This window comes from Pseudoalteromonas sp. MM17-2 (assembly GCF_022347945.1).
Lineage (GTDB): Bacteria > Pseudomonadota > Gammaproteobacteria > Enterobacterales > Alteromonadaceae > Pseudoalteromonas > Pseudoalteromonas ruthenica.
Map to the genome: position 1 here is coordinate 45,418 of NZ_JAKRFV010000020.1, position 24,490 is coordinate 69,907.

22 protein-coding genes are annotated in these 24,490 nt (G+C 44.5%); 7 read left to right on the forward strand and 15 right to left on the reverse strand.

Annotated elements, in window-relative coordinates; translation table 11 throughout:
• Positions 1-352 precede the first annotated feature (352 nt).
• The 6 genes from MHM93_RS15100 to MHM93_RS15125 form a co-directional block, all read right to left on the reverse strand.
• On the reverse strand, positions 353-718 hold the full coding sequence (locus MHM93_RS15100) for a hypothetical protein (RefSeq protein ID WP_022945079.1): 366 nt from the start codon (positions 716-718) through the stop codon (positions 353-355).
• A gap of 136 nt (positions 719-854) precedes the next feature.
• Entirely contained in the window at positions 855-1,085 is a 231-nt protein-coding gene (locus MHM93_RS15105) for a hypothetical protein (RefSeq protein ID WP_239449650.1), read from the reverse strand.
• Between the two features lie 128 nt (positions 1,086-1,213).
• Positions 1,214-1,714 carry an ATP-binding protein gene (locus MHM93_RS15110; RefSeq protein WP_239449651.1) on the reverse strand — a complete coding sequence of 167 codons (501 nt, stop codon included), beginning with the start codon at positions 1,712-1,714 and terminating at the stop codon, positions 1,214-1,216.
• An 886-nt stretch (positions 1,715-2,600) separates the two neighbouring features.
• Positions 2,601-3,707 carry a serine hydrolase domain-containing protein gene (locus MHM93_RS15115; protein WP_239449652.1) on the reverse strand — a complete coding sequence of 369 codons (1,107 nt, stop codon included), beginning with the start codon at positions 3,705-3,707 and terminating at the stop codon, positions 2,601-2,603.
• A 101-nt stretch (positions 3,708-3,808) separates the two neighbouring features.
• Complete coding sequence (locus tag MHM93_RS15120; protein WP_239449653.1) at positions 3,809-4,303, reverse strand: GNAT family N-acetyltransferase; 495 nt, start codon at positions 4,301-4,303, stop codon at positions 3,809-3,811.
• 23 nt (positions 4,304-4,326) lie between these two features.
• Entirely contained in the window at positions 4,327-4,629 is a 303-nt protein-coding gene (locus MHM93_RS15125; RefSeq protein ID WP_239449654.1) for a hypothetical protein, read from the reverse strand.
• A gap of 439 nt (positions 4,630-5,068) precedes the next feature.
• Between MHM93_RS15125 and dsbB the strand changes: the two genes are divergently transcribed.
• Positions 5,069-5,590 (forward strand): disulfide bond formation protein DsbB, encoded by a 522-nt coding sequence (gene dsbB, locus MHM93_RS15130; RefSeq protein WP_239449655.1) that lies wholly within the window; start codon positions 5,069-5,071, stop codon positions 5,588-5,590.
• Positions 5,587-5,889 carry a DUF6170 family protein gene (locus MHM93_RS15135; RefSeq protein WP_022945072.1) on the forward strand — a complete coding sequence of 101 codons (303 nt, stop codon included), beginning with the start codon at positions 5,587-5,589 and terminating at the stop codon, positions 5,887-5,889. Before dsbB ends, MHM93_RS15135 begins: the two co-directional genes overlap by 4 nt.
• A gap of 35 nt (positions 5,890-5,924) precedes the next feature.
• On the opposite strand, the gene MHM93_RS15140 is transcribed toward MHM93_RS15135, so the two are convergent.
• Complete coding sequence (locus MHM93_RS15140; protein ID WP_239449656.1) at positions 5,925-6,221, reverse strand: ComEA family DNA-binding protein; 297 nt, start codon at positions 6,219-6,221, stop codon at positions 5,925-5,927.
• Between the two features lie 216 nt (positions 6,222-6,437).
• On the opposite strand from MHM93_RS15140, the gene MHM93_RS15145 reads away from it, so the two are divergent.
• Positions 6,438-6,749 (forward strand): YebG family protein, encoded by a 312-nt coding sequence (locus MHM93_RS15145; protein ID WP_053911165.1) that lies wholly within the window; start codon positions 6,438-6,440, stop codon positions 6,747-6,749.
• Between the two features lie 56 nt (positions 6,750-6,805).
• Here the strand turns inward: MHM93_RS15145 and MHM93_RS15150 are convergent, their stop codons facing one another.
• The 4 genes from MHM93_RS15150 to MHM93_RS15165 all read right to left on the reverse strand — a co-directional run bounded on the left by MHM93_RS15150 (position 6,806) and on the right by MHM93_RS15165 (position 10,821).
• Positions 6,806-7,999 (reverse strand): amino acid aminotransferase, encoded by a 1,194-nt coding sequence (locus tag MHM93_RS15150; RefSeq protein WP_239449657.1) that lies wholly within the window; start codon positions 7,997-7,999, stop codon positions 6,806-6,808.
• A 28-nt stretch (positions 8,000-8,027) separates the two neighbouring features.
• A complete protein-coding gene (locus tag MHM93_RS15155) occupies positions 8,028-8,693 on the reverse strand; it encodes a GAF domain-containing protein (RefSeq protein WP_022944740.1) in 666 nt (221 codons plus the stop codon).
• A gap of 135 nt (positions 8,694-8,828) precedes the next feature.
• Positions 8,829-10,523: a fused response regulator/phosphatase gene (locus tag MHM93_RS15160; RefSeq protein WP_275444272.1), complete on the reverse strand. Its 1,695-nt coding sequence runs from the start codon at positions 10,521-10,523 to the stop codon at positions 8,829-8,831.
• Positions 10,516-10,821, reverse strand: coding sequence for an STAS domain-containing protein (locus MHM93_RS15165; RefSeq protein ID WP_022944742.1), 306 nt, complete (start codon positions 10,819-10,821; stop codon positions 10,516-10,518). The genes MHM93_RS15160 and MHM93_RS15165 overlap by 8 nt, the downstream gene beginning before the upstream one ends.
• Before the next feature lie 120 nt (positions 10,822-10,941).
• Between MHM93_RS15165 and MHM93_RS15170 the strand changes: the two genes are divergently transcribed.
• Entirely contained in the window at positions 10,942-11,271 is a 330-nt protein-coding gene (locus MHM93_RS15170; protein WP_239449658.1) for a stress response translation initiation inhibitor YciH, read from the forward strand.
• A gap of 3 nt (positions 11,272-11,274) precedes the next feature.
• On the opposite strand, the gene sixA is transcribed toward MHM93_RS15170, so the two are convergent.
• Entirely contained in the window at positions 11,275-11,742 is a 468-nt protein-coding gene (sixA, locus tag MHM93_RS15175; RefSeq protein ID WP_022944744.1) for a phosphohistidine phosphatase SixA, read from the reverse strand.
• A gap of 164 nt (positions 11,743-11,906) precedes the next feature.
• On the opposite strand from sixA, the gene MHM93_RS15180 reads away from it, so the two are divergent.
• The 3 genes from MHM93_RS15180 (at position 11,907) to MHM93_RS15190 (ending at position 20,337) form a co-directional block, all read left to right on the forward strand.
• Positions 11,907-14,615: an insulinase family protein gene (locus MHM93_RS15180; RefSeq protein WP_239449659.1), complete on the forward strand. Its 2,709-nt coding sequence runs from the start codon at positions 11,907-11,909 to the stop codon at positions 14,613-14,615.
• A 213-nt stretch (positions 14,616-14,828) separates the two neighbouring features.
• Positions 14,829-16,928 carry an EAL domain-containing protein gene (locus MHM93_RS15185; protein ID WP_239449660.1) on the forward strand — a complete coding sequence of 700 codons (2,100 nt, stop codon included), beginning with the start codon at positions 14,829-14,831 and terminating at the stop codon, positions 16,926-16,928.
• Between the two features lie 325 nt (positions 16,929-17,253).
• Positions 17,254-20,337 (forward strand): DUF4132 domain-containing protein, encoded by a 3,084-nt coding sequence (locus MHM93_RS15190; RefSeq protein WP_239449661.1) that lies wholly within the window; start codon positions 17,254-17,256, stop codon positions 20,335-20,337.
• A gap of 211 nt (positions 20,338-20,548) precedes the next feature.
• Here the strand turns inward: MHM93_RS15190 and MHM93_RS15195 are convergent, their stop codons facing one another.
• From MHM93_RS15195 to fadI, 3 genes are all read right to left on the reverse strand, one after another.
• Positions 20,549-20,740, reverse strand: coding sequence for a hypothetical protein (locus MHM93_RS15195; RefSeq protein WP_022944749.1), 192 nt, complete (start codon positions 20,738-20,740; stop codon positions 20,549-20,551).
• Positions 20,741-20,939: 199 nt separating this feature from the next.
• The gene (fadJ, locus tag MHM93_RS15200; RefSeq protein WP_239449662.1) at positions 20,940-23,114 is read right to left on the reverse strand and encodes a fatty acid oxidation complex subunit alpha FadJ; all 2,175 of its coding nucleotides are present in this window, start codon (positions 23,112-23,114) and stop codon (positions 20,940-20,942) included.
• Positions 23,114-24,424: an acetyl-CoA C-acyltransferase FadI gene (gene fadI / locus MHM93_RS15205; protein ID WP_022944751.1), complete on the reverse strand. Its 1,311-nt coding sequence runs from the start codon at positions 24,422-24,424 to the stop codon at positions 23,114-23,116. Before fadI ends, fadJ begins: the two co-directional genes overlap by 1 nt.
• Positions 24,425-24,490 lie beyond the last annotated feature (66 nt).

Genomic DNA, 24,490 nt, shown 5'->3' on the forward strand with positions numbered 1-24,490 from the left:
TAGCGAGCGAATCGCGCGTTTTTTACTACGCTACCACTCACTTTTCTGAGTGATATATTTTTAACAGACTAGTTAACTCATTGCTAGTATTATTAAAAATAGCTATTTCTCGTTTTTATCTTGCGACAAAAGCTTGCAATTGAGCCGTTTCCTTGACTATGTGAGCGGCTGCGCTGCAACTGTTTTAATATAAAGCACTTACATGTTTTCAAAAGAATGAAGACTCGCTCGCCTTATTTAAATTACATCGCAGACTACATGTTGATTCGACAGTATTCACTGAAAACGGTTAACGCTTATCTTAGTCCCAGTGAACGTGTTTAGCGCTTTGGTATGTGAGCCTGTCAAAACATCAACCTTGGTCAAGACCTAAATCTAAATAAGCAATCAAATAACCGTATTGCTTATCTGTGAGTTGCTCTTTTTTATGCATTGATTTCGCCAATTCAAAAGTCCAGTTTTGACCAGCCGGTGGCGCAGGAATAGATAAGTCTAGATTTAGCAGATTCGTATTGACGACTGTATTTCCAAGTTGAGCAGCCTGCTTGGCACAGTAACTTAGGATGTACTCTACTGCGTATTTGTCTACGCTGGGTTGCCACGTGTATTCAGTCTCGCATCCGTACTTCGTTTGGCCTTCCGGGGTAACGTATTCCAACCTGCCTGTCGTGCAGCCAATAAGCAAAAAAATAGAAAGTAAAGAAACTAAAAACTTCATCCTAATTAAAATGTCCTTGTTCGCTTAACGCTCGTTTAATGGGCGGGTTAAGCTTAGCTAAAATTACCGAGGAACGAGCACCGGCCTAACTTTAGGGACCCATTCATTATTGCCTTTGATAAATGAGCTTTACAGCTCATTTCTTTGAATTATTGAGCACTTCAAGGACAAGGCCTTGCGCCTTTTTATGATCCGCTCCCGGCCATCTGATAGTGCCGTCATCAGCAAGCTCGTATTTAATGTTTTCGGCTTCAAATCGTTTCAATAAAAGGGCTCTAGGCTGCCCGCTTAAATTGGTACCAGGCTTCGTAGGTTCAGAACAAGCAAGCAAACTAAGCAAAGCTAAAAGTATAAATAATGACTTCAATTTAACTACCCGTATAGTTTCGCGTTAAATGGTGTGCAGTGCCACTGCCCAATCTAATTCAGTGTGCCCTAAACACGAAAGCTGATCCAAACTAACATTGCCAAGCGTTGTGAATCTGTCTTAAATATTTATGTTCTGTATTTTTCTTGGTGTACCAGGTTGAGGTTTTCACTTGCTACTGGAGCTTCAAAATACTGGGTCACATGATGAAATACAGCTTCGGTATTAAAGGTAGCCCTCTTTGGTTGTTCAACTCGACGTTTAGCAATTTGAGATAAGCATTGCTCATCTGTTAAGTCTAAATACCAAAGCTCATGCTCGCTATGCACTTCGCCACACAAAGACACGAACCAAGCTCTTTGCCTAATAGTGTTAGCCGGAAAATCCATGACAACGTTCACCCCAACATTCAGCAAATTTTGAACATGGGTTTTAACGAAAGGCTTAATAAGGTTTGAGTACTTTATGTAGTCGTCAAATATTTGAATTTGTGAAGGGTAATGAGCTGATAACCAATCGTCTTCTGAAATTAAAACAGCATTGTTTTTAGCAGCCAGAACTCTAGATTTAGTTGATTTCCCTGCTCCCATTTTGCCACAGAAAAAGAATAGCTTTCCCTGATTTTCCATGTTTCCTCCGCTTACTTAAAACGCCGCATTTACTAGTGAGCAACGCCACCACCGAAATTCGGTCACCGTGCCGTAACCATTGAAGCTGATTCAAACGAAAACGAATCTGCCTTAAACGACTTGCTAGGCTTGTGTATGTTGCAGCTAGATTAGTGCCGTATAAAGCAAACCATTACGGGATTAATAATGCAAATGCTATCGACCCACCAATAAACATGGTTGGGATGCTTTGAAACACTAATTCAAAAGCTTTGTCGTATTGCTCTGGACTCAACGTTGGTTTAGTTAGATATAGCTCATAAGAAAAGCAAATTGGCTGGTATATAGGCACTCGTAAAAACCAAGTTAGCGCACTAACTGGAATTAAAAACAACAACGATCTCGTCCATACTGAAGGGACGACAAAGTGAATTGCAGGAATAATGTACAGGAATGCCACATACAAGGCATTTGCCGATATACTCTGGGTACCAACGTTATAGTACTGACCTTCATACATCATCAAGACAGTGACACCAAGAACACTAATTATAAACAATTTCCCAAACTCTTTGGTGCGTGCAACGCGCAGAAAAAATAGCCTATAACTAACAATAATACAGTCAACCAAGCAAAAGCTTCCCAGTTCGTTTCCAGGAAACGAGGGCTAGATGTTTGGATAAGTATAAAAAACGCATACGCTACGGGTAGATAAAGAAATAAAGTAATTCCGGGGCGTAGAGATGCCCAAGCTATTTGCCTTACCATTTGTAGCTCCCTCCAAGAAGCCTAACAACTTATTAGCGAGAGCTTGCAAGGTATACTGCCCCGTATGGTAGTGTCCACTTCCTCGACACATAACACGCAGGCACCGCAGCCTATCCACTGAAAGTGTTTTTTATGTAATTTAATTGTGCTCTTGTTTTACGGTAGAAAGTATGAGGCTATCAATTTCATTGTTCACAGCACCGATACTACTATTATTTAATATCACGTAACCAAAATTTAGGTCTGTGACAGAACGTGATAGAGAGACCCAACCTCGATTAAATCCAGCAAATCCGAGACTGTTGTTTTCTGTGTCCACAACATAGCTCATGCTCCAGCGCCCGTTAGTATTTGGAGCTGGCTTAATCATTAGATCTATGAGCTTTTCTGGCAACAAAATTGAACCATTATAATGTCCATCGCTATTACGCAAAACTGCCATATTGCAGCGAGCTAAATCTACAGCCGTTGTTTGTAAGCCCGCCGCTGCTTGTTCATTGAAGTACACCATACCCGTGACTTTACCGGTATCATCATAAGGTGTTGCCGACTTACTCATTACTATCTCAGTAATATTGAACGTTGAATCCTTCATATTCAGAGGTTCGAATACATTTTTCTGCATATAAGCTTCAAATGTCATGCCGGATACATCTTCAATTAACAGTTGTACCACTGAATATCCACCACCGGAATAAGACCATTTTGTATTTGGCGCATGGATAAGTTCAACGGGTCCAGCGCCGTTGCTATTACCATTTAGTGAGTCGACAATAGAGGATAACTTTTCGCGAGACTCCCACCCTGTATAAGGTCCCAAAGATAGGCCGGAAGTGTGAGACAGAATATTTCTTAGTGTGACTTTTTTTACATCAAAATCAGATTGGGGAATTTGCCAGCGTTTAAGATATTGATTAATTGGTGTATCGAGATCTACTTTGCCTTGAGCGACTAATTGCATTGCTCCCCAAGCAGTAACCAGCTTAGAAATAGAGCCTACATTGAACGAATTCCTTTGAGTAATTTCAGTTTTAGCCGCAACGTCAGCAAAACCATAGGAACGAAAGCCCACAACTCTACTTCCATTAACGAATGCCAGAGCAACGCCGGGAGCTTTGTGCTTTTCTAAAATTTGCTGTACACCATCGTCCAAACGCTTTGTGAGCTCAGATATATCTTTAATTTCTTTAGCAATAGAAACGTTGGCAAAAAAAGCCCACGATATTATCAAGATAGTTCTAATCATAACTTTCCTTGTGTGTTCTGCTCCATGATACGAGCCGTGTTAAGCTTGAACGAGAAGCGAGTGTCAGCCAAGCTTACAACGTCGTTAACGTATTTATTCTGTTAGGCGTTTGTAATGACAAACTCGTGAAAGCCTTCTGTTTCAGCAGGCTCCACTTTCTCAACAAGAGCCACATTTAATTGAGTAAACAAGTTACTCCAAAACTTCAACGCCAAGCTGTCGTTTATATAAACTGCTACATGCCATTGTTCGCTCACAGCTTGCATCAAGTGTTGAACGACAAATTTCCCGACACCTTGCTTTCGATATTTAGGGAGGATAAATATATCAGCCAATTCCGGCATTTCTTTACCCCGAATCTCGGTCGTCTCAACAGTGGCAAAGCCTGCAACCTGGTCAGAAACAAAAATTAGATAAGCGGCACACTCTTGTTCACCGCAAACAACGGAATTGAGGTATTGTTCATCAATATCAAAGCGCCCGTCAGTACCTACATCCTCTTGATCAAATGAACTTTGGTGATATTGGTAAAACTGCCACAGCATACACAATGTGCCACTGTCAGTTGTTTTAGTTTTCCTTACTTTGATTTCCATTTGATGCTCGTTCTTATTAAGGCTCAAATCCATAGCTTCCAACGGTGAAGGCTACCTTGGGTTTCTGATGCCAAATCTACATAACAGCCCGTTAGGTGTTTAACATAGTTGGCATTTAATTCTATTTCAGTCTTAAAGCCCAAGAAACATTCACCGTTAAGTTGATATTTAATCATCCCATCATGATGTTCCCAGTGATAGATTTTTCTGAAGTATTCTTTGGCCGCCTCTTCAGTAGGGAAAGAAAACATTAGTTCGAATTTACAAGATTCTATTTCCGGATAAGCTTTTCGAAGTGACTCAACTAACGTTGCGATTCTATTCATGCTCACCTAGATATAATCCCCCGCATACAACCTCCTTATTACATTCACTTGCAAATCGAATATAACACTAATTGATTCTGAGAATACTATGCTCTCCTATAAGTACTTTCCAGAGATTAAGGACTTATTTAGTCAAAAGCCGAGACTTTGATTCGTTCAATATCGGCATTAGCTCCGCACTGCGTATAGCTCTTCGAGCAATTCAATATATAATTTTTTTATTCATTTTCACTGGTTCACAAACCCAAATGAAAACCAGCCTACCGCTTTAAATGATTCATTCGCTTTTTTGTTCACTTAACAACGCTAGCCTGTACACAAATGGCGCTAAATTAAGTGCTTAGGCACGCCACTGAGCTTACCTTTAAGGCCGTTAATACGCTTGCATAGAGCCAAGGGCGTGGCATAATCAGCCCATCAACAACGACGTGAGTTAACTATGAGCTGGTTAGGTAAGCTATCGCACCAACGTGCGCCTTGGGTACTGTTAGCGGTGATTGCCACCGTATTCGAAGCAACTGCTTTGTATTTCCAATATGCCATGGACTTAGCGCCATGCATTATGTGCATTTATCAGCGTACAGCAGTCTTGGGTGTGCTCTTTGCGGCCTTACTAGGCTGTATTAATCCACAAAATATGTATTTACGCCTAGTGGCGCTAGCGAGTTGGCTGGTTGCCAGTATTTGGGGTTTCTTGCTCGCCAAAGAACATATCATGATGCAAACCACCACAGACCCGTTTGCCTTCGTATGCGAGTTTGAACCTAACTTCCCAAGCTTTATGCCTTTACACGAGTGGCTGCCGAGCTTTTTTGCTGCTACCGGTGATTGTGGCAACATTGATTGGCAATTTATGGGGTTATCAATGCCTGGTTGGATGCAAGTGATCTTTGCGGTGATGGCAGGCGTTGCAATTATCGTTACCTTAAGCAGCTTTTTTTATAAACCTAAGGCTTCATGATTTACTTTCTTCCCAGTCAAATTCCGAAACTCAAGTCGCTCAGTCACAATGAGCGACTCGCTATAGTGGCGGATTCATTAAACAGGCTATCAGCGCAGCGCCGAGTCATGCTCAATATTATTAAACTGCTGCTGATCACCCCACTATTTCTGCTGCTGGTGCGCTTTGAAGGCTGGCACATGTTGCCATGGCTGCTCTTAGCCGGCATCGCCTATCCTATTATTGTGCTCCCAGTGCGCCATGCATTCGCGCTGTTTCACCTTGATGAAGCCATCGCCGCACATAAAAAGGGCAACTAAACGTTGCCCTTTGGTTTATCAGCAATACTTTGCCACTATCTTACCTTCACCAATTCCCGAATTTGCGCCAACGTACTTGCACCAATACCTGGCACAGCGTCTAGCTCATCAACACTACGAAAATTGCCTTGCACCTGACGATATTCGATGATGGCGGCTGCTTTAGTGGGGCCAATTCCCGGCAGCGATTGCAGCTGTTCTTGGGATGCTTGGTTAATATCAAGTTTGGCTGGAGTTACCTGCTCACTCGCTTGTTGAGGTGCCTCAGCAGCGACCACTGCTGGGGTAAGTACAAGCGCACAGGCGGTGTAGAGTGCGGTTAGTAGCTTCATGCTTCTCTCCTTAGAAGTTAAAGTAAAAATCCGTGTTACTTCAATAGTAAATAAAGAATAATTACTGAGATGTGTCAAATAAAACTAACGATAAAGTCGTGCTTTTTTGTGGTAAAAATGCTTAACCCTTTAAAAGGAATGATTAAAACCCTTGACGGGCGAATCGCCAACCACTACCCTTACTGTATAAAAAAACAGTACCCTTGAGGAGAAGCCATGGCTGTTGTAACTAAATACGTTGTAGAACGAGACGGAGTCGAGCGCATGACCTTTACTAGCAAAAAAGAAGCCGATGCCTATGATAAGATGCTCGATATTGCCGAAAGCTTAGAAGAGTTATTAGGCGGCGTTGATGTTCCCTTAAGTGAGCAACAAGTAGAAAGCCTGTCGTTGGAAATAGCAAAACAAAAAGACGACTTTATGCATGTACTTAAAGGTACTAAGCCTGCAGCAAAGGCCACAAAAAAAGCCAGCAAAGAGCCAAGTGATAAGGAAAATGTTACTGAGCTCAAAGCCAAAGAGGCGTAAAGCTATTTCTTAGACATAAAAAAAGCCAGCATTGCTGGCTTTTTTTATCATTCGCGTTACTTAGTAACCGCTGCAACGGCATCGGCAAAGTAATTGATATTATCTTTGCTTACCCCTGCCACGTTTACACGGCTAGAACCGACGATGTAGATTGAATACTCTTTTTGTAGGCGTTCGATCTGTTCTTTGTTAATCCCTAGGAAAGAGAACATACCGTGCTGGCGTTCAATAAATGAGAAGTCCATGCCTTCGCATTTGTCGTTTAACTTATCCTTAAGCAATGAACGCAAACCATTGATACGAGAGCGCATGTCATCAAGCTCTTGGTGCCACATCGCAGTTAGCTCGTCGCTACTAAGAATAGTATTAACAATATCTGCACCGTGTGCCGGCGGCATCGAATAAATACTGCGTACCACACTGAGCATCACTGAATTAGCAATATCGGCAGTGGCTTGATCTTTTGAGATCACTGAACAGGCACCAATACGCTCACGGTATAAGCCGAAATTTTTCGAACATGACGAACAAATGATTAGCTCATCTACCTGCGAGGCCAAATGGCGTAAACCCGCAGCATCCTCATCCAAACTCGTACCAAAACCTTGATAGGCGATATCAACCAGTACTGTAAAGCCTTGAACTTTAGCGATCTCAGCTACTTTTTGCCACTGCGCAAAGTTCAAGTCCATGCCGCTTGGGTTGTGGCAACATGCATGTAACAGCACCACATCACCCGCAGGCACTTGGCTGAGCGTGTTCACCATGTCATCAAATAACAAACCTTTGTTATCATAGTCATAGTAAGGGTACTCTTTCACATTCAGGCCAGCCGCTTCGAATAGGCTGATGTGGTTGGCCCATGTTGGCGTAGTCACCCACACCGTGGCTTGCTCATTACAACGCTTAATGAACTCTGCCGCCACCCGTAACGAACCTGTGCCACCTGGAGCCTGAGCTGTACGCACACGATCCGCTAGCAAAGCCGGGTGAGCATCGCCAAGTAGCAGTTGCTCCATTTTCTGACAATATTCCAAATTACCGGCCAGCCCAATATATGACTTAGTGGTTTCATTGGCGAGACGAAACTCTTCAGCCTTTTTGACGGCCTTCAATACAGGGGTTTGCCCTTGTTCGTCTTTGTATACTCCAACACCTAGGTCAATTTTTTTGTCATTGGTGTCGGCTTTAAACGCAGCCATAAGCCCAAGAATTGGATCTGTCGGTAAAGGTTTTAATTGTGAGAACATGGAACTCTCTTTATTATCTCAGGTTAGGTTAGTCCTGACGGCTGGTTGGTAAGTGCTCGCTAATCTCTAAACACGCAGCTATTAGCAACGCAACCTGATCAGGGGTAAAAAACTCGTCGGTAAATGCTTCAGCATCAATAATGCCCACTACTTTACCTGTCTCGTCATAAAGCGGCAAGCAGCTTTCTGCTTTCACTTTGGGGTCACATGTATAGTATTCGCCACCGTTGGCAACATAGTCTTCCACATCATTTATCACCCGAGCAACCCCGCTGAGCGTAACCTGCACATTATTGCTGGTTGTTGCAAAGTCAGGGTTAATAGGAAAAAGAGGGCGACTAGGTGCGCCGTAATAAGCGAGCTTAAGTAGCTGTGGCTGACCTTCAATATGTTGACTTTGATAAATACCAAACCAGTCTACGCCACTTTCTTGAACAACAAAATCGACAATCGCTTGAAGCTTTCTCAACTTTGCTTCACTGCTTGAGGGCAAATGTTCGCGTAAATTGAAGGGCTGCTCTTGCAGATGACCAAATAAACTACACGCCCCACCCTCGCCCAACTCCGGAATTTGATATTGCCAACGAACATCGGCACTCGCATTGTTAAGGTATTGCTGTAGCGCCTGTTGTTTATTCGCCACTAACTTGGGCTCAGCGCTAAGTTGTGCATTTTCTAAGTAGCTTAAAAGCATTTAGCCATCCAAACATCTAAACATTTAGCCGGATGCTAGCACACCTTTTTATTACCGTGCAATACAAAACCGTCACTTCGACACTAAGCCAGTCATTTAAGGGCAAAAATAGGGTTCGGAGGCAATATGAGAGGGTTAGTCGATATGGTAGCGAATGCGTATTTCATTTCCCGCTTGATTGTATTCCACATCTTCAGCCAGCTCTTTAAGTAGCTCAATACCACGGCCATAGCTTTGCTGGAGTTGGCTACCTGCTGCGGGCTCGAGGGAAAAACCAGCTCCCGAGTCTTTAACGCTTAAAAGCAATGTTCGTTGCTGTGGCTGATAACAAACACGCAGGCATATCTCACCTTCGGTGAGTTCGCTTAGGCGTTGTTCACGCTCACTGTAGTATTGTAAAAAGCCGTCGTCATCGGCCTTCAAAGCAGAGTCTAACCCTAAAATACCGTGCTCTAAAGCGTTGTTATAGGCCTCTGATAACAATATAAACAGTGTCGATTTGTGGGTGTTCAGCCCAGGCAAGTGACCAACTAGGTCCATCAATTGCGCCACTGGGTCCACCGTTTTTAACTCCTCGGCACTTAACACGACCTCAAGCTCAATGGGGAGCGGACTTATGGTGTGATTAATGGGTTGTAATGGCGCTTGAGGTTGTGGGTCGATAATAACCACGCTGTAATCGTCTTGTTGATCTTCATTACCGGTAAAATAATGCACAGCGGCAATGATGTTGTCAGTACGGATCATCGCTTGCGACGCCAAGGTGCGTAGCAAACCGCTGTAGCCAAATTGGTGCTGTTGCGCATTTTCGGCCTCAATGATGCCATCGGTGTAAACCACAATACGACTATATTCATTAAGCGTGACATGGCGCACATCACGCTCAAACTCCTCATCATCCAAAATACCCAATGCCATGTGTTTTGATTCGAGCTGACTAAGCATGTAGCCCGAATGATCAATAAGGTAACCATCAGGCAAGCCGCCCATCCAAAACGTCGCACTTTGTGCATTGGCACTAATTTCGAAAATAGTTGCAGCGCAAAACATATGCGCCGGCAACAAATCGTATAAAGCGGCATTTAACTCTCTGGCTATATCTCCTACGGCCAAGTTTTTTTCCACCATAGTGTAGAAAATACGCGCCACTGGCAGCGCCCCGGTGGCAGCGGCTAACCCATGCCCAGTGAAATCGCCTAATAGATAATATTGCGAGCCATTTGGCCCCAAGGCATTGAGAAACACGTCGCCATTAAACATAGAAGCGGGCGACAAGTGTGAGTCGACCCCCTTGGGTTTATCCTTATGTTGCAGGGCATTATTGAAAATATGCTCGACTAGTTCGTGTTCGCGTTCGGTTTGATTTTGATAATAGGTCAACGCGTCCGTTTGCTTATTTGACTCGCTGACTAAATGGCGAATACGCAGATGCGCATGTAACTTGGCTCGCAGTATCTGTAAATCGAACGGTTTGGGCATAAAGTCGTCACCACCTACGTCCAAACATCTTGCCAATGAGGGGTTATCTTCCAAAGCGGTAATAAAAATAATGGGGGTATAAACTCGTGTATTGGTGCGTTTAAGCTCCGCTGCCGTTTCATAGCCATCCATTTCGGGCATAAGAATATCCAGCAGTACCACATCAACATCGTGAGCCTGACATTGCGCTAGCGCCTGAATGCCATTTTCAGCTTCGATGACGCGATAGTTGTCACGCTGCAGCATCGCTCGCAGAATACGCCGGTTCATGGACTCATCATCAACAATGAGCACTAAGGGCAAGTCTTCGCTAAGCCCATGTGAAGGAAAGGAAATGTACTTTTCAGTCAATGGTAAATTTCTTATCGAAACGCGAAATTTGGAGAATCTTTTTTAACTGCGGGTTTGCATGGCTGATGGTAATGCCCTCTACCTGCCCCTTCAGAGCTTTATGCATATTGAGCAACATACCCAACGCTGAGCTATCCATATAACTGGTTTCTCGCAGGTCAACTTCCACGTGCTTAGTGTCGGCATGCACGTCTGCATAGGCTGTACGAAAATCTTGCACAAGATTAAAGTCAAACTTTTCCTTTATCACTATCACTAGTTTTTGTTTTTCCTCAACATAATGCTGTTGTAAACTCATACCCGCTCCTAAGCCACTGATAATCTACCTGTTTAAAATATAAACCTTGCCAGCCATTTCGCAATGACAACACCAAAATATGTTAGGATGACACTTTATGTTTATTAATTGGAGCAACCCATGAGCGATAATAACTTGGTTTACTCTACCGACTCTGGCCGCATTCGACCTGAAAAACAAACTGAACAGCCGGATGTTAAGCTTTTTAAAGACGGTGCACTGCGTATTGAGCGTCAAACCAAAGGACGCAAAGGTAAAGGTGTCATGCTCGTTGTGGGCATTGATCCGAGCGAGCATGATATGAAAAAGCTGGCAAAAACCCTGAAATCAAAAATGGGCCAAGGCGGCGCCGTTAAAGAGGGAGTGATTGAGATTCAGGGCGACGATCGCGACAAGCTCAAAGGTTTGCTTGAAGCTCAGGGCTTCAAGGTTAAAATTGCTGGCGGTTAAGCTCTAGTTAGGGCTATATAACGCCTGCCAGCGCGCTCTCATGGTGGCCGGATCATAGTCAATATGAGCCACCCCACAGGTTGCGAAAATGGGCATTTGCTCAGGGCAGAACTCCGCCACCATGTAACTGACGATTGGCATGTGTGCCACCACTAACCAGGTGTCTATTTCAGTATGAACTTCGGTGAGTGCTTGTAAGTAGTCAACGGCGGTTTTCGCGTTAGCGCTGGGAATAATGTCATCGCACGTTTGCTCCAAGGTGAAACCTCGGCAATGTTCTTTGACACACTCGGCAGTCTGCTGAGCGCGCACATAAGGGCTTACTAATAAGCCTTGTGGATTAAACCTTTGTGCTAACCATTGGCCTACATGATCAGCTTGTTGCCGACCTCTTTGAGTCAGTTCGCGCAAGTGATCCTGCGCTTGTAGCGCTTGAGCTTCCCCATGGCGCATGATTAAAATGGTTTTCATTGCAAAGAAATCAACTAATTAGCAAAAAAGTTTTAACCTAAAAGCTAGCCATCTTGGTTGCATGTTCGCTATAGTCTAGCTTAACCATCGATATTCGGGTAGGCACCAAGCCGTAACAGCTGGCCCTGAACGTCTTGCAACTTCTCTAGTTTCAGGAGCATTGTTTGAATATCAGCCGCAATGATAACAGACTCTACCAACCGCTGACACTGCCCAATGGTCTTAGGGTGTTGTTGGTCGAGGATCAAGACAGCCAAAAAGCCGCTGCGGCACTGACGGTGAATACCGGGCACTTTGATGATCCTTGGCACCGACAAGGATTAGCGCATTTCACAGAGCACATGTTATTTCTCGGCACCAAAGATTTCCCTGCCTCTGGAGAATTCCACGATTTTATCAGTCATCATGGTGGCAGCAGTAACGCTTGGACTGGCACCGAGCACAGTTGCTACTACTTTGATGTCGCCAACGAGCACTATCACCAAGCGTTGACACGCTTCAGCCAGCTTTTTTATGCACCGTTGTTTAACGCCGAAGAGGTCGATAAAGAACGTAACGCCATTGACGCCGAGTTTAAACTTAAAATAAAGGACGATGGCCGACGCATATACCAGGCGCACAAAGAAACGGTGAATCCAAAACACCCTTTTGCCAAGTTCTCTGTGGGCAACAGCAACACATTAAGTGATGAGCAAAACGCTATTCGCGATGATTTGCAGGCTTTCTTTAAGCAACATTATCAAGCCCAGTGGATGACATTGGTGTTGAGCGGCCCTCACTCTTTGTCTGAGCTCAAGCAATGGGCTCTGGAGCTATTCACCCCCATCACTGGCACCCAGCAACCTAAACCTGCGATCACCGAGCCATTATACCGAGAGCAGGACTTGGGGGTTGAGCTGCATATTGAGCCGCATAAGCACTTACAAAAGCTCATAATTAGTTTTGCTATGCCCAGCATTGATGCTTTTTATAAACACAAAACGGTGAGCTTTTTGGCTCACTTACTAGGCTACGAAGGCCCGGGCTCCTTGCACTCACTGCTAAAAAATCAAGGATGGATCAATGCGTTATCCGCAGGTGGAGGCATTAATGGCAGTAACTTTAAAGATTTTAATATCAGCCTCGCACTCACCGATGAGGGCATTGAGTATTACCAAGACATCGTTGAAACGGTGTTCGCCTATATTGCGCTGATAAAATGTCACGACGATAAGCTGTCGCCGCTGTATCGTGACAAGCAAACGTTGTTGCAAATTGCCTTTGATAACCAAGAGCGAGTTCGCTTACTCGATTGGGTCAGCGGTATCAGCGTGAATATGCACCACTACCCCAGTGAGCATTACTTGTACGGTGACTACCTGATGACTGGCTTTGATAGCCAGCAATTTGCTGAGGTACTGCAATGGCTGAATCCCCAGAATATGCGTCTGGTGCTAATCCACCCCGGCGTCGAGCCGAGTCGCTATACAAAGTGGTATAACACGCCGTACCGCATCAACGCACTCGATAAAGATTGGTTAACCGCGCTGGAGAGTATTGATACGCCACTCAATACCATGTCTATGCCAAGCACAAACCCCTATCTACAGCGTCCTTGCGTGCTTCATGAATTAGTGGCGCCAGGCAATAAACCACAAAAGCTCGCCACTCATCCAGGGCTTAATTTCTGGTTTAAGCAAGATGCGACCTACCGAGTTGCTAAGGGTCACTTTTATCTCGCTTTGGACTCAGAGCTGGCGGTCAAAGACGTGCAGCACATGGCGCTGACTCGTTTATTTGCCGATTTGTTTATTGATTGTGTGGCAGAGCAATTTTACCCTGCTGAGTTGGCTGGGCTGAATTACCATATTTCATCGCATCAAGGTGGGCTGACTTTACACACCGCCGGCTTGTCATCAAGCCAACTAGAACTGGTGCAAGGCCTATTGCAAGCGCTGTTTCATGCGGATATTTGCACGAAACGCTTTGCTGAGTACAAAAAGCAGCTAGTGCGCCACTGGCAAAGCAGTAACCAAAATAAGCCTGTCAGTGAGATTTTCAGCCGAATCGGCGCGCAGATTATGCCTTGGAATCCCACCCCGACGGAGCTTGCTCAGGCACTTAAAAGCACCAGCTACATGCAATTTAAACAGTTCCGCCAAGCGTTTTTCGAATCCGTGCATGTAGAGGCGTTTTTACATGGTAACTGGCGCCCAGCCGATGCCTACGATTTCTTACGTTTGGTGCAATCTCATTTACGTACCCGCACGAGTATCGACAGCATTAGCCGCCCACTGAATGAAATTACGCAAGTCGACACTCATCACCTAAAACTGCAGTGCAGTGACAATGCCATGGTCATTTACTACCAAGCAGAGACCGCAGATATAAAAGAAAAAGTATTAATGATGGTTGTTAACCACCTGATTAATCAGCCCTATTTTCATCAACTGCGTACACAGCAGCAATTAGGTTATTTGGTCGGTGCAGGCTATGCACCGTTTAATTCTCGCGCTGGGCTGGCATTTTACGTGCAATCACCCAATGTCGATGCGCACACGTTACTTTCTCATCACCGCGCCTTTATTAAGCAGTATGTGCAGGACTTTGCTGAAATTGATGAGCCGCACTGGCAACAAGCCAAGCACAGCCTCTACCGGCAGATTGCCGAAAAGGACAAAAACCTGCGCTTGCGTTCACAACGCTTCTGGTTAGCAATTAGTAACCCGGGCGTCGATTTTAGCCTGCAAAGTAACTTATTAACGACCCTTGATGCTATCTCCTTGGAAGACGTACAACACTATATGCAGCAGCTTTTTTCTCCTTCGCGGGCTCGCATGGAATGGCTCAGTGACGGGGTTAAACAATCGCAACAAGCCTTGGAACACGCATAATGCTTTACTCAATCAACAGCTTGAATTAACCTAGCATGATTGTAGTAATTAGAATGACAGTGTGTGTTTAGGTCAGGTTGTAGAAAAGGCTTAATAATAAGCGGATTGTTGCTTGTCAGTGGGTGCTCGTTTGCTCATGAGCAAGCGCACATGCTGTTCGACTCTCCTTTACACACGGTTGTTTTATCACTACTTCTTGCCTTGCTATGCGTTATGACATTCAGTGTTATTTCGTTGCGCCGCTCACGTAGGAAATTAGCACGCTCAGAACAACACCTAAAACTGACCTTAGAAGGCAGCGGTGACATCCTCTGGGATTGGTATATAAAATCCGGTGAGGTCAAACGCGTTAATGATGAACATGCCAATCACAGTGCAACCACACAAAGTTTTTGTATTCCCCCGAACCAAGCGCTAATACACCCACAGGATCTGCCTCGCGTTCAAAGTGCCTTACGCGCCCACCTTGCACAAAAAACAGCGTTTTTTGAAGCTAACTACCGATTGCTTGACCAACAGGGACAGTGGCGATGGATGCTAGATAGAGGAAAGGTGGTAGAAAAAGACGCCCAACTACAACCGCTGCGTATGAGTGGCACAATGAAAGATATCGACGATATCAAAACCACTGAGCAGCGCTTAGACCTATTTGCTAAATGCGTTGAGAATCTCAGTGATGCGATGGCCATATATGACCATGAATTCAAACTAGTTGATACCAATCCTGCATTCACCGAATTGTTCTCCTTATCTCAGAAAAAGCACCAAGGCTTGGCTTTTACTCTTCCGGGTTTGAATACCAAGCAAATAAGTACACTGAAGCGCCAAGTGCAACAGCACAGCCATATTCAGTGTGAAGTGTCAGTGCGCAGCCAGCATGGTAAAAGATTGGCCATGGAACTGAGCGTGGACCCAGTGCTCAACCAACAGGGCGAGGTAGACTACTATATTATGGTCTACTCCGATTTAAGCGAGCGCAAAAAGACTGAACAAGCCCTCAATGATTTATCTAATCAAGACAGTCTCACTGGGCTTGCCAATCGTAACCAATTTTTTGTCGACCTCGACACCTTAATGAAACAAGACAGCCACCACGCCATGATGGTGATGGACTTGGATAACTTTAAAAAGATTAATGATTCGTTGGGCCATCAATTAGGCGATAAGCTGCTTATCAAGTTAGCCCAGCGTTTAAGTGAGCGTAAGCGCCCGCAAGACACTTTTTATCGCCTCGGCGGCGATGAGTTTGCATTGGTGATGCGCGGCACCAACGACATTCATACTATTACCGCGATTAGTAACGACTTTTTGCAAACCATTGCAACACCATTTCGGATGATGAACCATGAACTCGCCATCACCGCCTCTATTGGCATAGTGTTGAGCCCGGAGGATGGCGTATCACCACAAATTCTATTAAAGAACGCTGATACCGCAATGTACCATGCTAAGCAGCAAGGGAACCGTTACTTATTCTTTAATGATGCGATGAACCACCAAGCGGTTAAACGACTGCAAATTGAGAACTTAATGCGTTTTGGTCTTAAGCGGGATCATTTCGAGGTTTTTTACCAGCCGAAGATGGACATCGCCACTGGCCAATTAGCCGGAATGGAAGCGCTGGTGCGCTTTATAACCCCGAAAAAAGGGTTGATCAGTCCTGGGCAGTTTATTCCCATTGCCGAAGAAACCGGACAAATTATTGAGATTGGTGAAGTAGTATTAAAAAAAGCCTGTCGCGATGTAAAGCGCTGGCGCGATGCCGAGCTATTTTCCGGGCGAGTTGCTGTAAACTTATCGGCGAAACAGTTTGCACTGCCTGATTTAACCGATCGTATCGACGCCCTACTACAGCAATACCACCTTCCCGCCAGTGCTCTTGAACTGGAAATAACCGAGGGCACCGTAATGGACAGCCCAGAGCAAGCAATCGCGATTATGCACGCCCTAGTAGGGAAAGGAATTCACCTCGCGATGGACGACTTCGGCACTGGTTATTCATCGCTGGCCTATTTAAAGCGCTTCCCATTGCACACGTTGAAAATTGACCGTGCCTTTATCGTTGATATGGTTAATGAACGAGGTAAAAATATGGTCGACTCGATTATTACCATAGCGCAAAACTTAGGTCTTCATGTGGTTGCTGAGGGCGTTGAAGAAGCCAAGCAACTGCAACAATTAAAGCAGTTGGGCTGCGAAACAATGCAGGGCTACTACTACGCTAAACCGCTTTCAGCTGAGCAATTCGAGGCGTTTTTATTGCGCGAACGCAGTAAAACGCAAGATCAGCATCACTTGTCGTTGGTGCAATAACCACAGTGTGACGCGGAATCAATGAAGGCTTAACAAGGATATTTTAGGCCGCTGTTAAAAGGACTTTAGAAATGAAAAAAGAACTAACCTTCATCGTCAAAGGGCACCATATTAGAATCATTAATTCCTGGTTCCATGGCGCCAAATTGTATGTCTACGCTAGCTCACATTCTAATAATAATTCGTGACAAAGTTAACCCGAGCACCTATCAAAAATAATTAGTAAGATAAAAGAATTTATAATTAAGTCTCCAATAAATATTAAACATAATAAAAGTCAAAATATAAAAATAAAATTACAAACCATTCATAGCAAGGAAGAAGCATGAAATTAATTGATAATAAAAACAAAAAAGAAATAATAAAACTACTGGATGACCACCCTGACGAGGAAATTATAAATAAGTTTTCAGATTTAAATATCGACCTTAGAGAGGACATTCGTCTTTTTGAAGAAGAAACTCTCCTGCAAACCTTATTGAAAAGAGGTAGACCAAATCTGGTAATGTGTTTGATCGATAGTAATTGTTTTATAAGTTATCAACATGAGCTATTGAATACCGTTTTAGGCTCATGGGGTAATTGGGTAGAGAACAACGAGCTTAAGTTAAAAGATCTATTAGAAAAGTTGTTTGAAAGTGGTCTGTTAGAGCAATTACAACTCCCAGAAAACGCGGAAAGCTTTATTTTCGGAGGTTTTTCAAAACTTGTAGAATCCAGCCAATTCGACACTGTACAGTGGCTTCAAGAGTTAGGCCTAAACTTTGATGAATTGTCTGCAATCAGTGGTCACGATATAGCAAAACAACTCGTAGAGTGTGCCCATCAAGAAGATGACGAAGCGGTAGCCAGTTTATTCAAAAAAGGTTTAATCAGCCTAGAAAAATGGAAAAATAGAGGGCTTGCTACAGACTCAATATTAGTATCAGCAATGAGTTCCGGGCTATTCAAAACTTTACAGTTTTTATTGACTGAGATACCTTTAATCATAAACTCCCATTATATCGCGTGTCTTAGTGTCAGATATGATATTCCAGATGATCTATTACCCACATTTTTACCAAAAGAAATTCTGAAAAATAATAAGTATAAATCACTATCTTTACTTTATTCAATAGAAGAAGGTGATGGCAATGAAAAGTTACTTACCTATTTAGTGGAAAACGATCCTTCACTAATAAAAAACAACGATGACTTACCATTACCACGGGCACTTCATCGCAACTATGCCCTGTTCAAAAAGATAATTGAACTGGGTGCAGACATTAACTACGTTAATAAATTTGGCTATTCTTTACTCGACTATATTCAGCTTAATGATGATTTTGATGATGAGCATATTGAAAAAGCACGGTTCCACGGTGCTAAAACAGCCTTCGAGCTGAGTATCGATGCCCCTCTATGTCCTAAAATGTATGATATTTTAAAGCTAATTGATGGTGGGGAAAGCTGGAGCGACGGCTTCATTGCAAAACTGAGTATTCTAAATGATCGTGAAACCTCAAGATGGCACGCATTAATTGCACATTGTGTTAAAAACAAAAGCGCAACCCCTTCAAAATTGTGGCTTAAACAAGCTAAGGAAATGATCGACGATATTGGCGCAGACGAATTTTCTTCGATGATCTCATCTTTATTACCTTTGATAGAAAAACCTCGAAACAATAATTTAGCGCTTGCTGTAAATTCTAAATTTGCGGAATACATGGGCTTTGATAGTGTTATGACTAGTCGGTCGGATGAGCTTATCTATGCCTTTAGTCAATCAAATGTACTGGCTTTAAAAGGGCTACTATGGTCATCTATCTTTTCTTCAGATATTTCTATTTCGAGTCAACTTCGCAAAGTAGCTCAATCGATGTATAAAAAAGTTCATGATGTTGGTATGAGAAATGCTAAATTAGCCAACGCAGCTATGACAGCATTGACCCTGTTACCTAATGAACAAGGAATAAGTGATATTTTAATTATCTATTCAACAACTAAATACAACCCTGCTTTAAAAAATGTTCAACGGATAGTCAATAATATCGCACAAAATAAAGGCACCACAGCTGAAGCATTAGCTCAATCTTATATTTCTGATTTCGGTTTGTATGATATCGGCAAATATCAAAAGCAGCTGGGGGACAGTATTGCGGCTATTTCTTGTACACACGTAGGTAAGTGTGAATTGACTTGGCAAACCAGTGAAAAAACCCAAAAATCTGTGCCTACCAATTTGAAAACGAAATTTAAAGAAGAAATAAAAGCATTAAAAGGGCTTGTTAAAGAAATACAAAACGCCACAACTGCTCATACGCAACGTATTGAAAGCTTTTACATTAGCTCACAGAGTATCTCCTTTAGCGATTGGCAAGCACGATACATTGATGACAAACTCATTGGATTTATAGCTCGCCGCCTTATTTGGCGCTTGACCGGAAGTGACGGTCAAAGCTGTGATGTGCTTTTCGTCGATAGCCAGTATATTGATTGTTACGGAAAAAAGGTTGAATTAGATAGCCAATCGGTTATCCGTTTATGGCACCCAAGCGAGGCTAACAAGGATGAGATTATTGCATGGCAAACGCTCTTGGCACATCACAAAATAACGCAACCGTTCAAGCAAGCACATCGCGAAATATATATTCTGACAGAAGCCGAAAAGCGTTCTCGCACACATAGTGCGCGGTTTGAAAATCACGTCCTAAACCAACAGAAGTTTCATGCAGTTGCCACTCAACGTCGCTGGCACCAAACGCGAGGCGGCGGCTGGGACGGAGGAAGTGAAACAGAAGCTACAAAATATATTGACCGCCTACACTTAACCGTTATTTTTGATACGCAGGGCCTTCGCCAGTATGGTGACACAGATACTGGAATTCACAGCTGTGTGGGCACCGGTAAAGTTTTCTTTCGCCATCAAGATAGTGATGAACTGATAGCTTTAGAAGATGTTGATAAGACCATTTTTTCTGAAGTAATGCGTGATATTGATCTATTTGTGAGTGTTGCAAACATTTCCAATGACCCTGAGAGGGAAAATGGCGAAGCAAGTTACTGGTTCCAGCAAGGCTTTGGAGAGTTGAGTCAGATTGCAAAAACACGCAAGCAAGTATTGGCAAATATTATTGCTACACTCCCCAATAACAAGGTATTTACGCTAGAGGGAAACTTTCTATATGTTCAAGGTAAGTTGGCTAAATATAAAGTTCACTTAGGTTCATCAAATATATTAATCCAACCCCATAACCAATACTTGTGCATCTTACCCAAAATCACTAAAACCAAAGCCCACCTCCCTTTTGAAGAGGATAAGAAGCTTTTAGTTATTTTATCCAAAGCCTTATTGCTCGCTTCGGATAACAAGATAAAAGACGAAGCTATACTATCTCAGATAAATGGCTCATCACTAGTTCGGAATTAATCAAATTTAAAGTTCTACCGAAGTCAGAGAGTTAACTCTTTGTCTTCGGCTAAGGTTAAAGCACACTTATTCATTGCTTATTAATCCACTGCAAGATGCTGCTTCGTCGTTTGTGCTATTGCTTGATAACAACTTCTCTATCTACTTTATTTTTACTTCATGAACTTTCTAAATACACCTTCCACTTTAAACCTTGCAAAAGGTACTAACACTAAGGTCGCCAGATGATACCGCAGTGGGCAACGCTGCGCATTAATGCACGACGATAATGTACGTTAAACAGCGCTAACGCGACCGGGCCAATTAAGCCACCCGCCAGCGCCCAGCGTTTTGCTGGCATGCCTTTAAACGACGCCACAAAAAACAACAATAAAGCAAAACACACACTCACTAACAACAACATACAACCCCCACTGAATGTAGGCGCGCAGTTTAGCATTTTTACGCTCAGTTATTAACCACACCAAAGTCGTAAGTTCATCGCCCTAAGCAGCAACCATAGTGCCTTTTTAGCGCCTTTTCACACATCGCGACCTAAGCCTGTGACATAAAAAAGCGCCGGTTAAAAACCAGCGCTGAGTGTTAGGTAATTAGCAGAGCCATTACGAGGGGTCGTCAGCACCCTGCTCTACAGTATCCTGCTCGACCGTCTCCTGTGGCGCCGCGTCTTGGTCATAAAAACGCTGCCCTTTTTCAGCCATTGCCACCAAAGCGGGGGCTGGGGTGAACACCTCGTTTTGCTGGGCGTAGCTCGATAGCGTGGAGCACACATTGCTCAGTCCTAGCTTATCCATGTAGCTGAAAGGTCCGCCATGGAAAGGTGGGAAGCCAATACCGAAGATGGCACCAATATCGCCATCACGGGCGCTCGCTACAATACCCTCATCCAAACAACGCGCCGCCTCGTTAAGCATTTGCATAACACAACGCTCGGCTATTTGCTCTTTGTTCAGCTTCGGAGCTGGAGTCACACCAAGAAGTTCGTACACTGACTCGTCAGGCTTTTTGTCCTTTTTCGAGTAATCGTAGAAACCACGGCCTGATTTGCGTCCTAATCGCTTGTTATCGATTAAGCGGCTAAACGCATCGGGGGCTTTAAAACGCTCACCCAGTTCTTTTTCCAAGATAGGCGCTATCTTAGAACCAATATCGATGCCCACTTCATCAAGTAAGGCTAATGGCCCCACTGGGAAGCCAAATTCAACCAAGGCTTTGTCGATTTTCTCGATTGGCTCACCGGCTAACAATAGGTTGGCTGCTTCGTTTACATAAGGCGCCAAGATACGGTTTACAAAGAAGCCGGCTTTATCCTTAACCACTATGGGGGTTTTGCCTTGTTTACGGGCAAAGCTCACCGTACGGGCGATGGTCTGCTCGCTGGTGCCTGCATGGGGGATAATTTCCACCAGCGGCATTTTTTCTACCGGCGAGAAGTAATGCAAGCCAATAACATTCTCTGGGCGCTGCGCTTGCTCAGCAATTTGGGCAATGGGCAGTGACGAGGTGTTACTAGCGAAAATAGTGTGTGCTTGGCCATGGCTTTCAATATCGGCAACCATTGATTGCTTCAACTTAAGATCTTCAAACACCGCTTCAATCACCATATCTACGTGCGCAAAGCCACTGTAATCGGTGGTGCCAGTAATACGGCTCATCTGCTCTTGCAACTGCGCTTTGGAGATAATACGACGCTTGCGTTTTTTCTCTAATAGCTTGTAGCTGTAATTCATCGCCCCGCTAATGCCTTTATGGGCAACGTCTTTGACACGCACCGGTACGCCCGCTTTGATAGCACTGACATGCGTGATACCGGCGCCCATTAAGCCGCCGCCCAGCACGGCTACTTTATCGGTGCTCGGAGCATCATCGGCGCGCCACTCTTTTTTCATTTCCGTGGTAGCAAAGAAGATACCGCGCAGCGATTTCGATACATCACTCATCACCAAATCGGCAAAGCCGTCGGCTTCAGTTTTGTAGGCTTTGAGGGTATCTAGCTCAACGCTGGCGCGCACCGCCTTAATAATATTATTCGGTGCAGGGTAATGACCACCGGTCTTTTTGGCGACGTTTTCAGCCGCTTTTTTGAAAATCAGATTGCGACCAAATGGATTAGACTCCAACAACGCCGATACTTTATCCAATGGCGGCTTAGTTGCGCGCGCTTTGCCTTTAAGTGCGTACTTACACGCCACTTCAAGTAAAACACTGTGAGGGACACTGTCATTGACGAGGCCAGCTTTTTTCGCCTGCTTAGCACGCACTTGCTTGCCGGTTAGCATCCACTCTAAGGCTTTCTGCAAGCCCACTAATTTAGGTAAACGCTGTGTGCCGCCGCCACCAGGGAGTAGGCCAAGCTGCACTTCAGGCAAGCCCATTTTGGTAATATCACTGTCGCTGCACACCCGATAATCGCATGCCAAGGCAAACTCTAAGCCCCCGCCTAGGGCGGCACCATGAATAGCCGCGACGGTGGGATAAGGCAGCTTTTCCAGTTCAAAAAACGCTTCCTGACACATGGTCGATAACGCTAAGGCTTCTTCACGTGAATGAGCATTATCAAGCATGTTGATATCGGCGCCGGCGATGAAGTTATCTGGCTTGGCGCTGGTAAATACCAAGCCTTTGACGTTATTTTCATTAGCGGTGCGAACAATGTCTTGCAGCTGCTCAGCAAAACTGGCGCGCAAGGTGTTCATTTTCTCTCCCGGCACGTCAATAGTGACGATGCCAACACGCTCATCGTTTAACTCAAAACTAAATACGGATTCTGTTGTCATTATGCGCTCTCCAATACAAAGGCCGCACCTAAACCACCAGCAGCACACGCCGTAGTTAGGGCTAAGCCACCGCCGCGACGGTTAAGCTCATGAATACTTTGTGTAATCAAACGGGCTCCGGTAGCGGCGAAGGGGTGGCCATATGCTAGCGAGCCCCCGTTGACGTTAAATTTGTCCATGTCAATTTCACCAATGGCTTTATCACGGCCAAGCTGCTCTTTGGCAAACTTATCAGAAGCAAACATTTTCATATTAGCTAAGGTTTGCGCCGCGAAAGCCTCGTGCATTTCAATTAGGTCTAGATCGCCTAAGGTGATCCCAGCTCTGTCTAGGGCAACAGGAGTTGAATGTGCCGGACCCATCAACATATCCTCGTGCACACCGATGGCACTGAAGGCATAACTGCGGATGTAACCCAAGATTTCATAGCCCATCGCTTTGGCTTTGCTTTCATTCATCAGCATCACCGCAGCCGCACCATCGGTTAATGGCGTCGAGTTCGCGGCAGTGACGCTACCGTATTTGCGATCGAATACCGGCTTCAGTTTGGCATAGCCTTCAAGCTGTGAATTAGTACGAATGTTATTGTCTTGTTCAATAAATGACTTATAAGGTGGTACATGCGCAGTCATAACTTCCTGCGTCAACTTGCCCTCAGCCCAAGCTTGACTAGCCAACGTATGCGAGCGATGCGCTAGGGCATCTTGATCAGCACGGCTAATGCTGTGGCTTTTCGCCATTTGCTCTGCCGTTTGCCCCATAGAAAGCCCGGTTGAGTACTCGGCAACCGCCGGTGGCACTGGCATAAGATCTTTAGGACGCAACTTAGAGAAAATCTTCAAGCGCTGCGAGAGGGTCCGCGCTTTGGTTAAATCCACAAGGCTGCCTGCCAATTTCTTGCTTACACCAATAGGCAAGACAGAAGAAGAGTCTGCACCGCCAGCAATACCCACTTGGGTATGACCCGCCATAATTGATTCAGCGACATTGGCAATCGCTTGGAAGCTAGTCGCACAAGCCCGTGATACCGAGTAAGCATCAACATTGACTGGCATGCCAGTGCCCAAGACAATTTCACGGGCAATATTCGGCGCTTCGGGCATTTGCACTACTTGGCCAAACACCAACTGATCAATTTCTTTGCGATCAAAGTCCAAGCGCTCAAGCATTTCGTTGACGACCAGCTTGCCTAAATCGAGTGCTGGGACGTGGTGAAAGGCGGTAGCTTGTTTTGCAAAAGGCGTACGCAGGCCGCTAACAATGGCGATGCGCTCCCCGTTGCGTGTTGTTAATTTTGTTTGCTCAGACATAAAATGCTTCTCCTGCTGACAGGTCTGACCTGTTAATATTTCCTCGATTCTAAAACAACCCAAAGC

What these genes read in the sequence shown, in the direction of transcription:
- MHM93_RS15100 (WP_022945079.1), bottom strand. Translation starts at nt 718, where the DNA reads ATGAAGTTTTTAGTTTCTTTACTTTCTATTTTTTTGCTTATTGGCTGC.
- MHM93_RS15110 (WP_239449651.1), bottom strand. Translation starts at nt 1,714, where the DNA reads ATGGAAAATCAGGGAAAGCTATTCTTTTTCTGTGGCAAAATGGGAGCA.
- MHM93_RS15115 (WP_239449652.1), bottom strand. Translation starts at nt 3,707, where the DNA reads ATGATTAGAACTATCTTGATAATATCGTGGGCTTTTTTTGCCAACGTT.
- MHM93_RS15120 (WP_239449653.1), bottom strand. Translation starts at nt 4,303, where the DNA reads ATGGAAATCAAAGTAAGGAAAACTAAAACAACTGACAGTGGCACATTG.
- MHM93_RS15125 (WP_239449654.1), bottom strand. Translation starts at nt 4,629, where the DNA reads ATGAATAGAATCGCAACGTTAGTTGAGTCACTTCGAAAAGCTTATCCG.
- dsbB (WP_239449655.1), top strand. Translation starts at nt 5,069, where the DNA reads ATGAGCTGGTTAGGTAAGCTATCGCACCAACGTGCGCCTTGGGTACTG.
- MHM93_RS15135 (WP_022945072.1), top strand. Translation starts at nt 5,587, where the DNA reads ATGATTTACTTTCTTCCCAGTCAAATTCCGAAACTCAAGTCGCTCAGT.
- MHM93_RS15140 (WP_239449656.1), bottom strand. Translation starts at nt 6,221, where the DNA reads ATGAAGCTACTAACCGCACTCTACACCGCCTGTGCGCTTGTACTTACC.
- MHM93_RS15145 (WP_053911165.1), top strand. Translation starts at nt 6,438, where the DNA reads ATGGCTGTTGTAACTAAATACGTTGTAGAACGAGACGGAGTCGAGCGC.
- MHM93_RS15150 (WP_239449657.1), bottom strand. Translation starts at nt 7,999, where the DNA reads ATGTTCTCACAATTAAAACCTTTACCGACAGATCCAATTCTTGGGCTT.
- MHM93_RS15155 (WP_022944740.1), bottom strand. Translation starts at nt 8,693, where the DNA reads ATGCTTTTAAGCTACTTAGAAAATGCACAACTTAGCGCTGAGCCCAAG.
- MHM93_RS15165 (WP_022944742.1), bottom strand. Translation starts at nt 10,821, where the DNA reads ATGAGTTTACAACAGCATTATGTTGAGGAAAAACAAAAACTAGTGATA.
- MHM93_RS15170 (WP_239449658.1), top strand. Translation starts at nt 10,942, where the DNA reads ATGAGCGATAATAACTTGGTTTACTCTACCGACTCTGGCCGCATTCGA.
- sixA (WP_022944744.1), bottom strand. Translation starts at nt 11,742, where the DNA reads ATGAAAACCATTTTAATCATGCGCCATGGGGAAGCTCAAGCGCTACAA.
- MHM93_RS15185 (WP_239449660.1), top strand. Translation starts at nt 14,829, where the DNA reads ATGACATTCAGTGTTATTTCGTTGCGCCGCTCACGTAGGAAATTAGCA.
- MHM93_RS15190 (WP_239449661.1), top strand. Translation starts at nt 17,254, where the DNA reads ATGAAATTAATTGATAATAAAAACAAAAAAGAAATAATAAAACTACTG.
- MHM93_RS15195 (WP_022944749.1), bottom strand. Translation starts at nt 20,740, where the DNA reads ATGTTGTTGTTAGTGAGTGTGTGTTTTGCTTTATTGTTGTTTTTTGTG.
- fadJ (WP_239449662.1), bottom strand. Translation starts at nt 23,114, where the DNA reads ATGACAACAGAATCCGTATTTAGTTTTGAGTTAAACGATGAGCGTGTT.
- fadI (WP_022944751.1), bottom strand. Translation starts at nt 24,424, where the DNA reads ATGTCTGAGCAAACAAAATTAACAACACGCAACGGGGAGCGCATCGCC.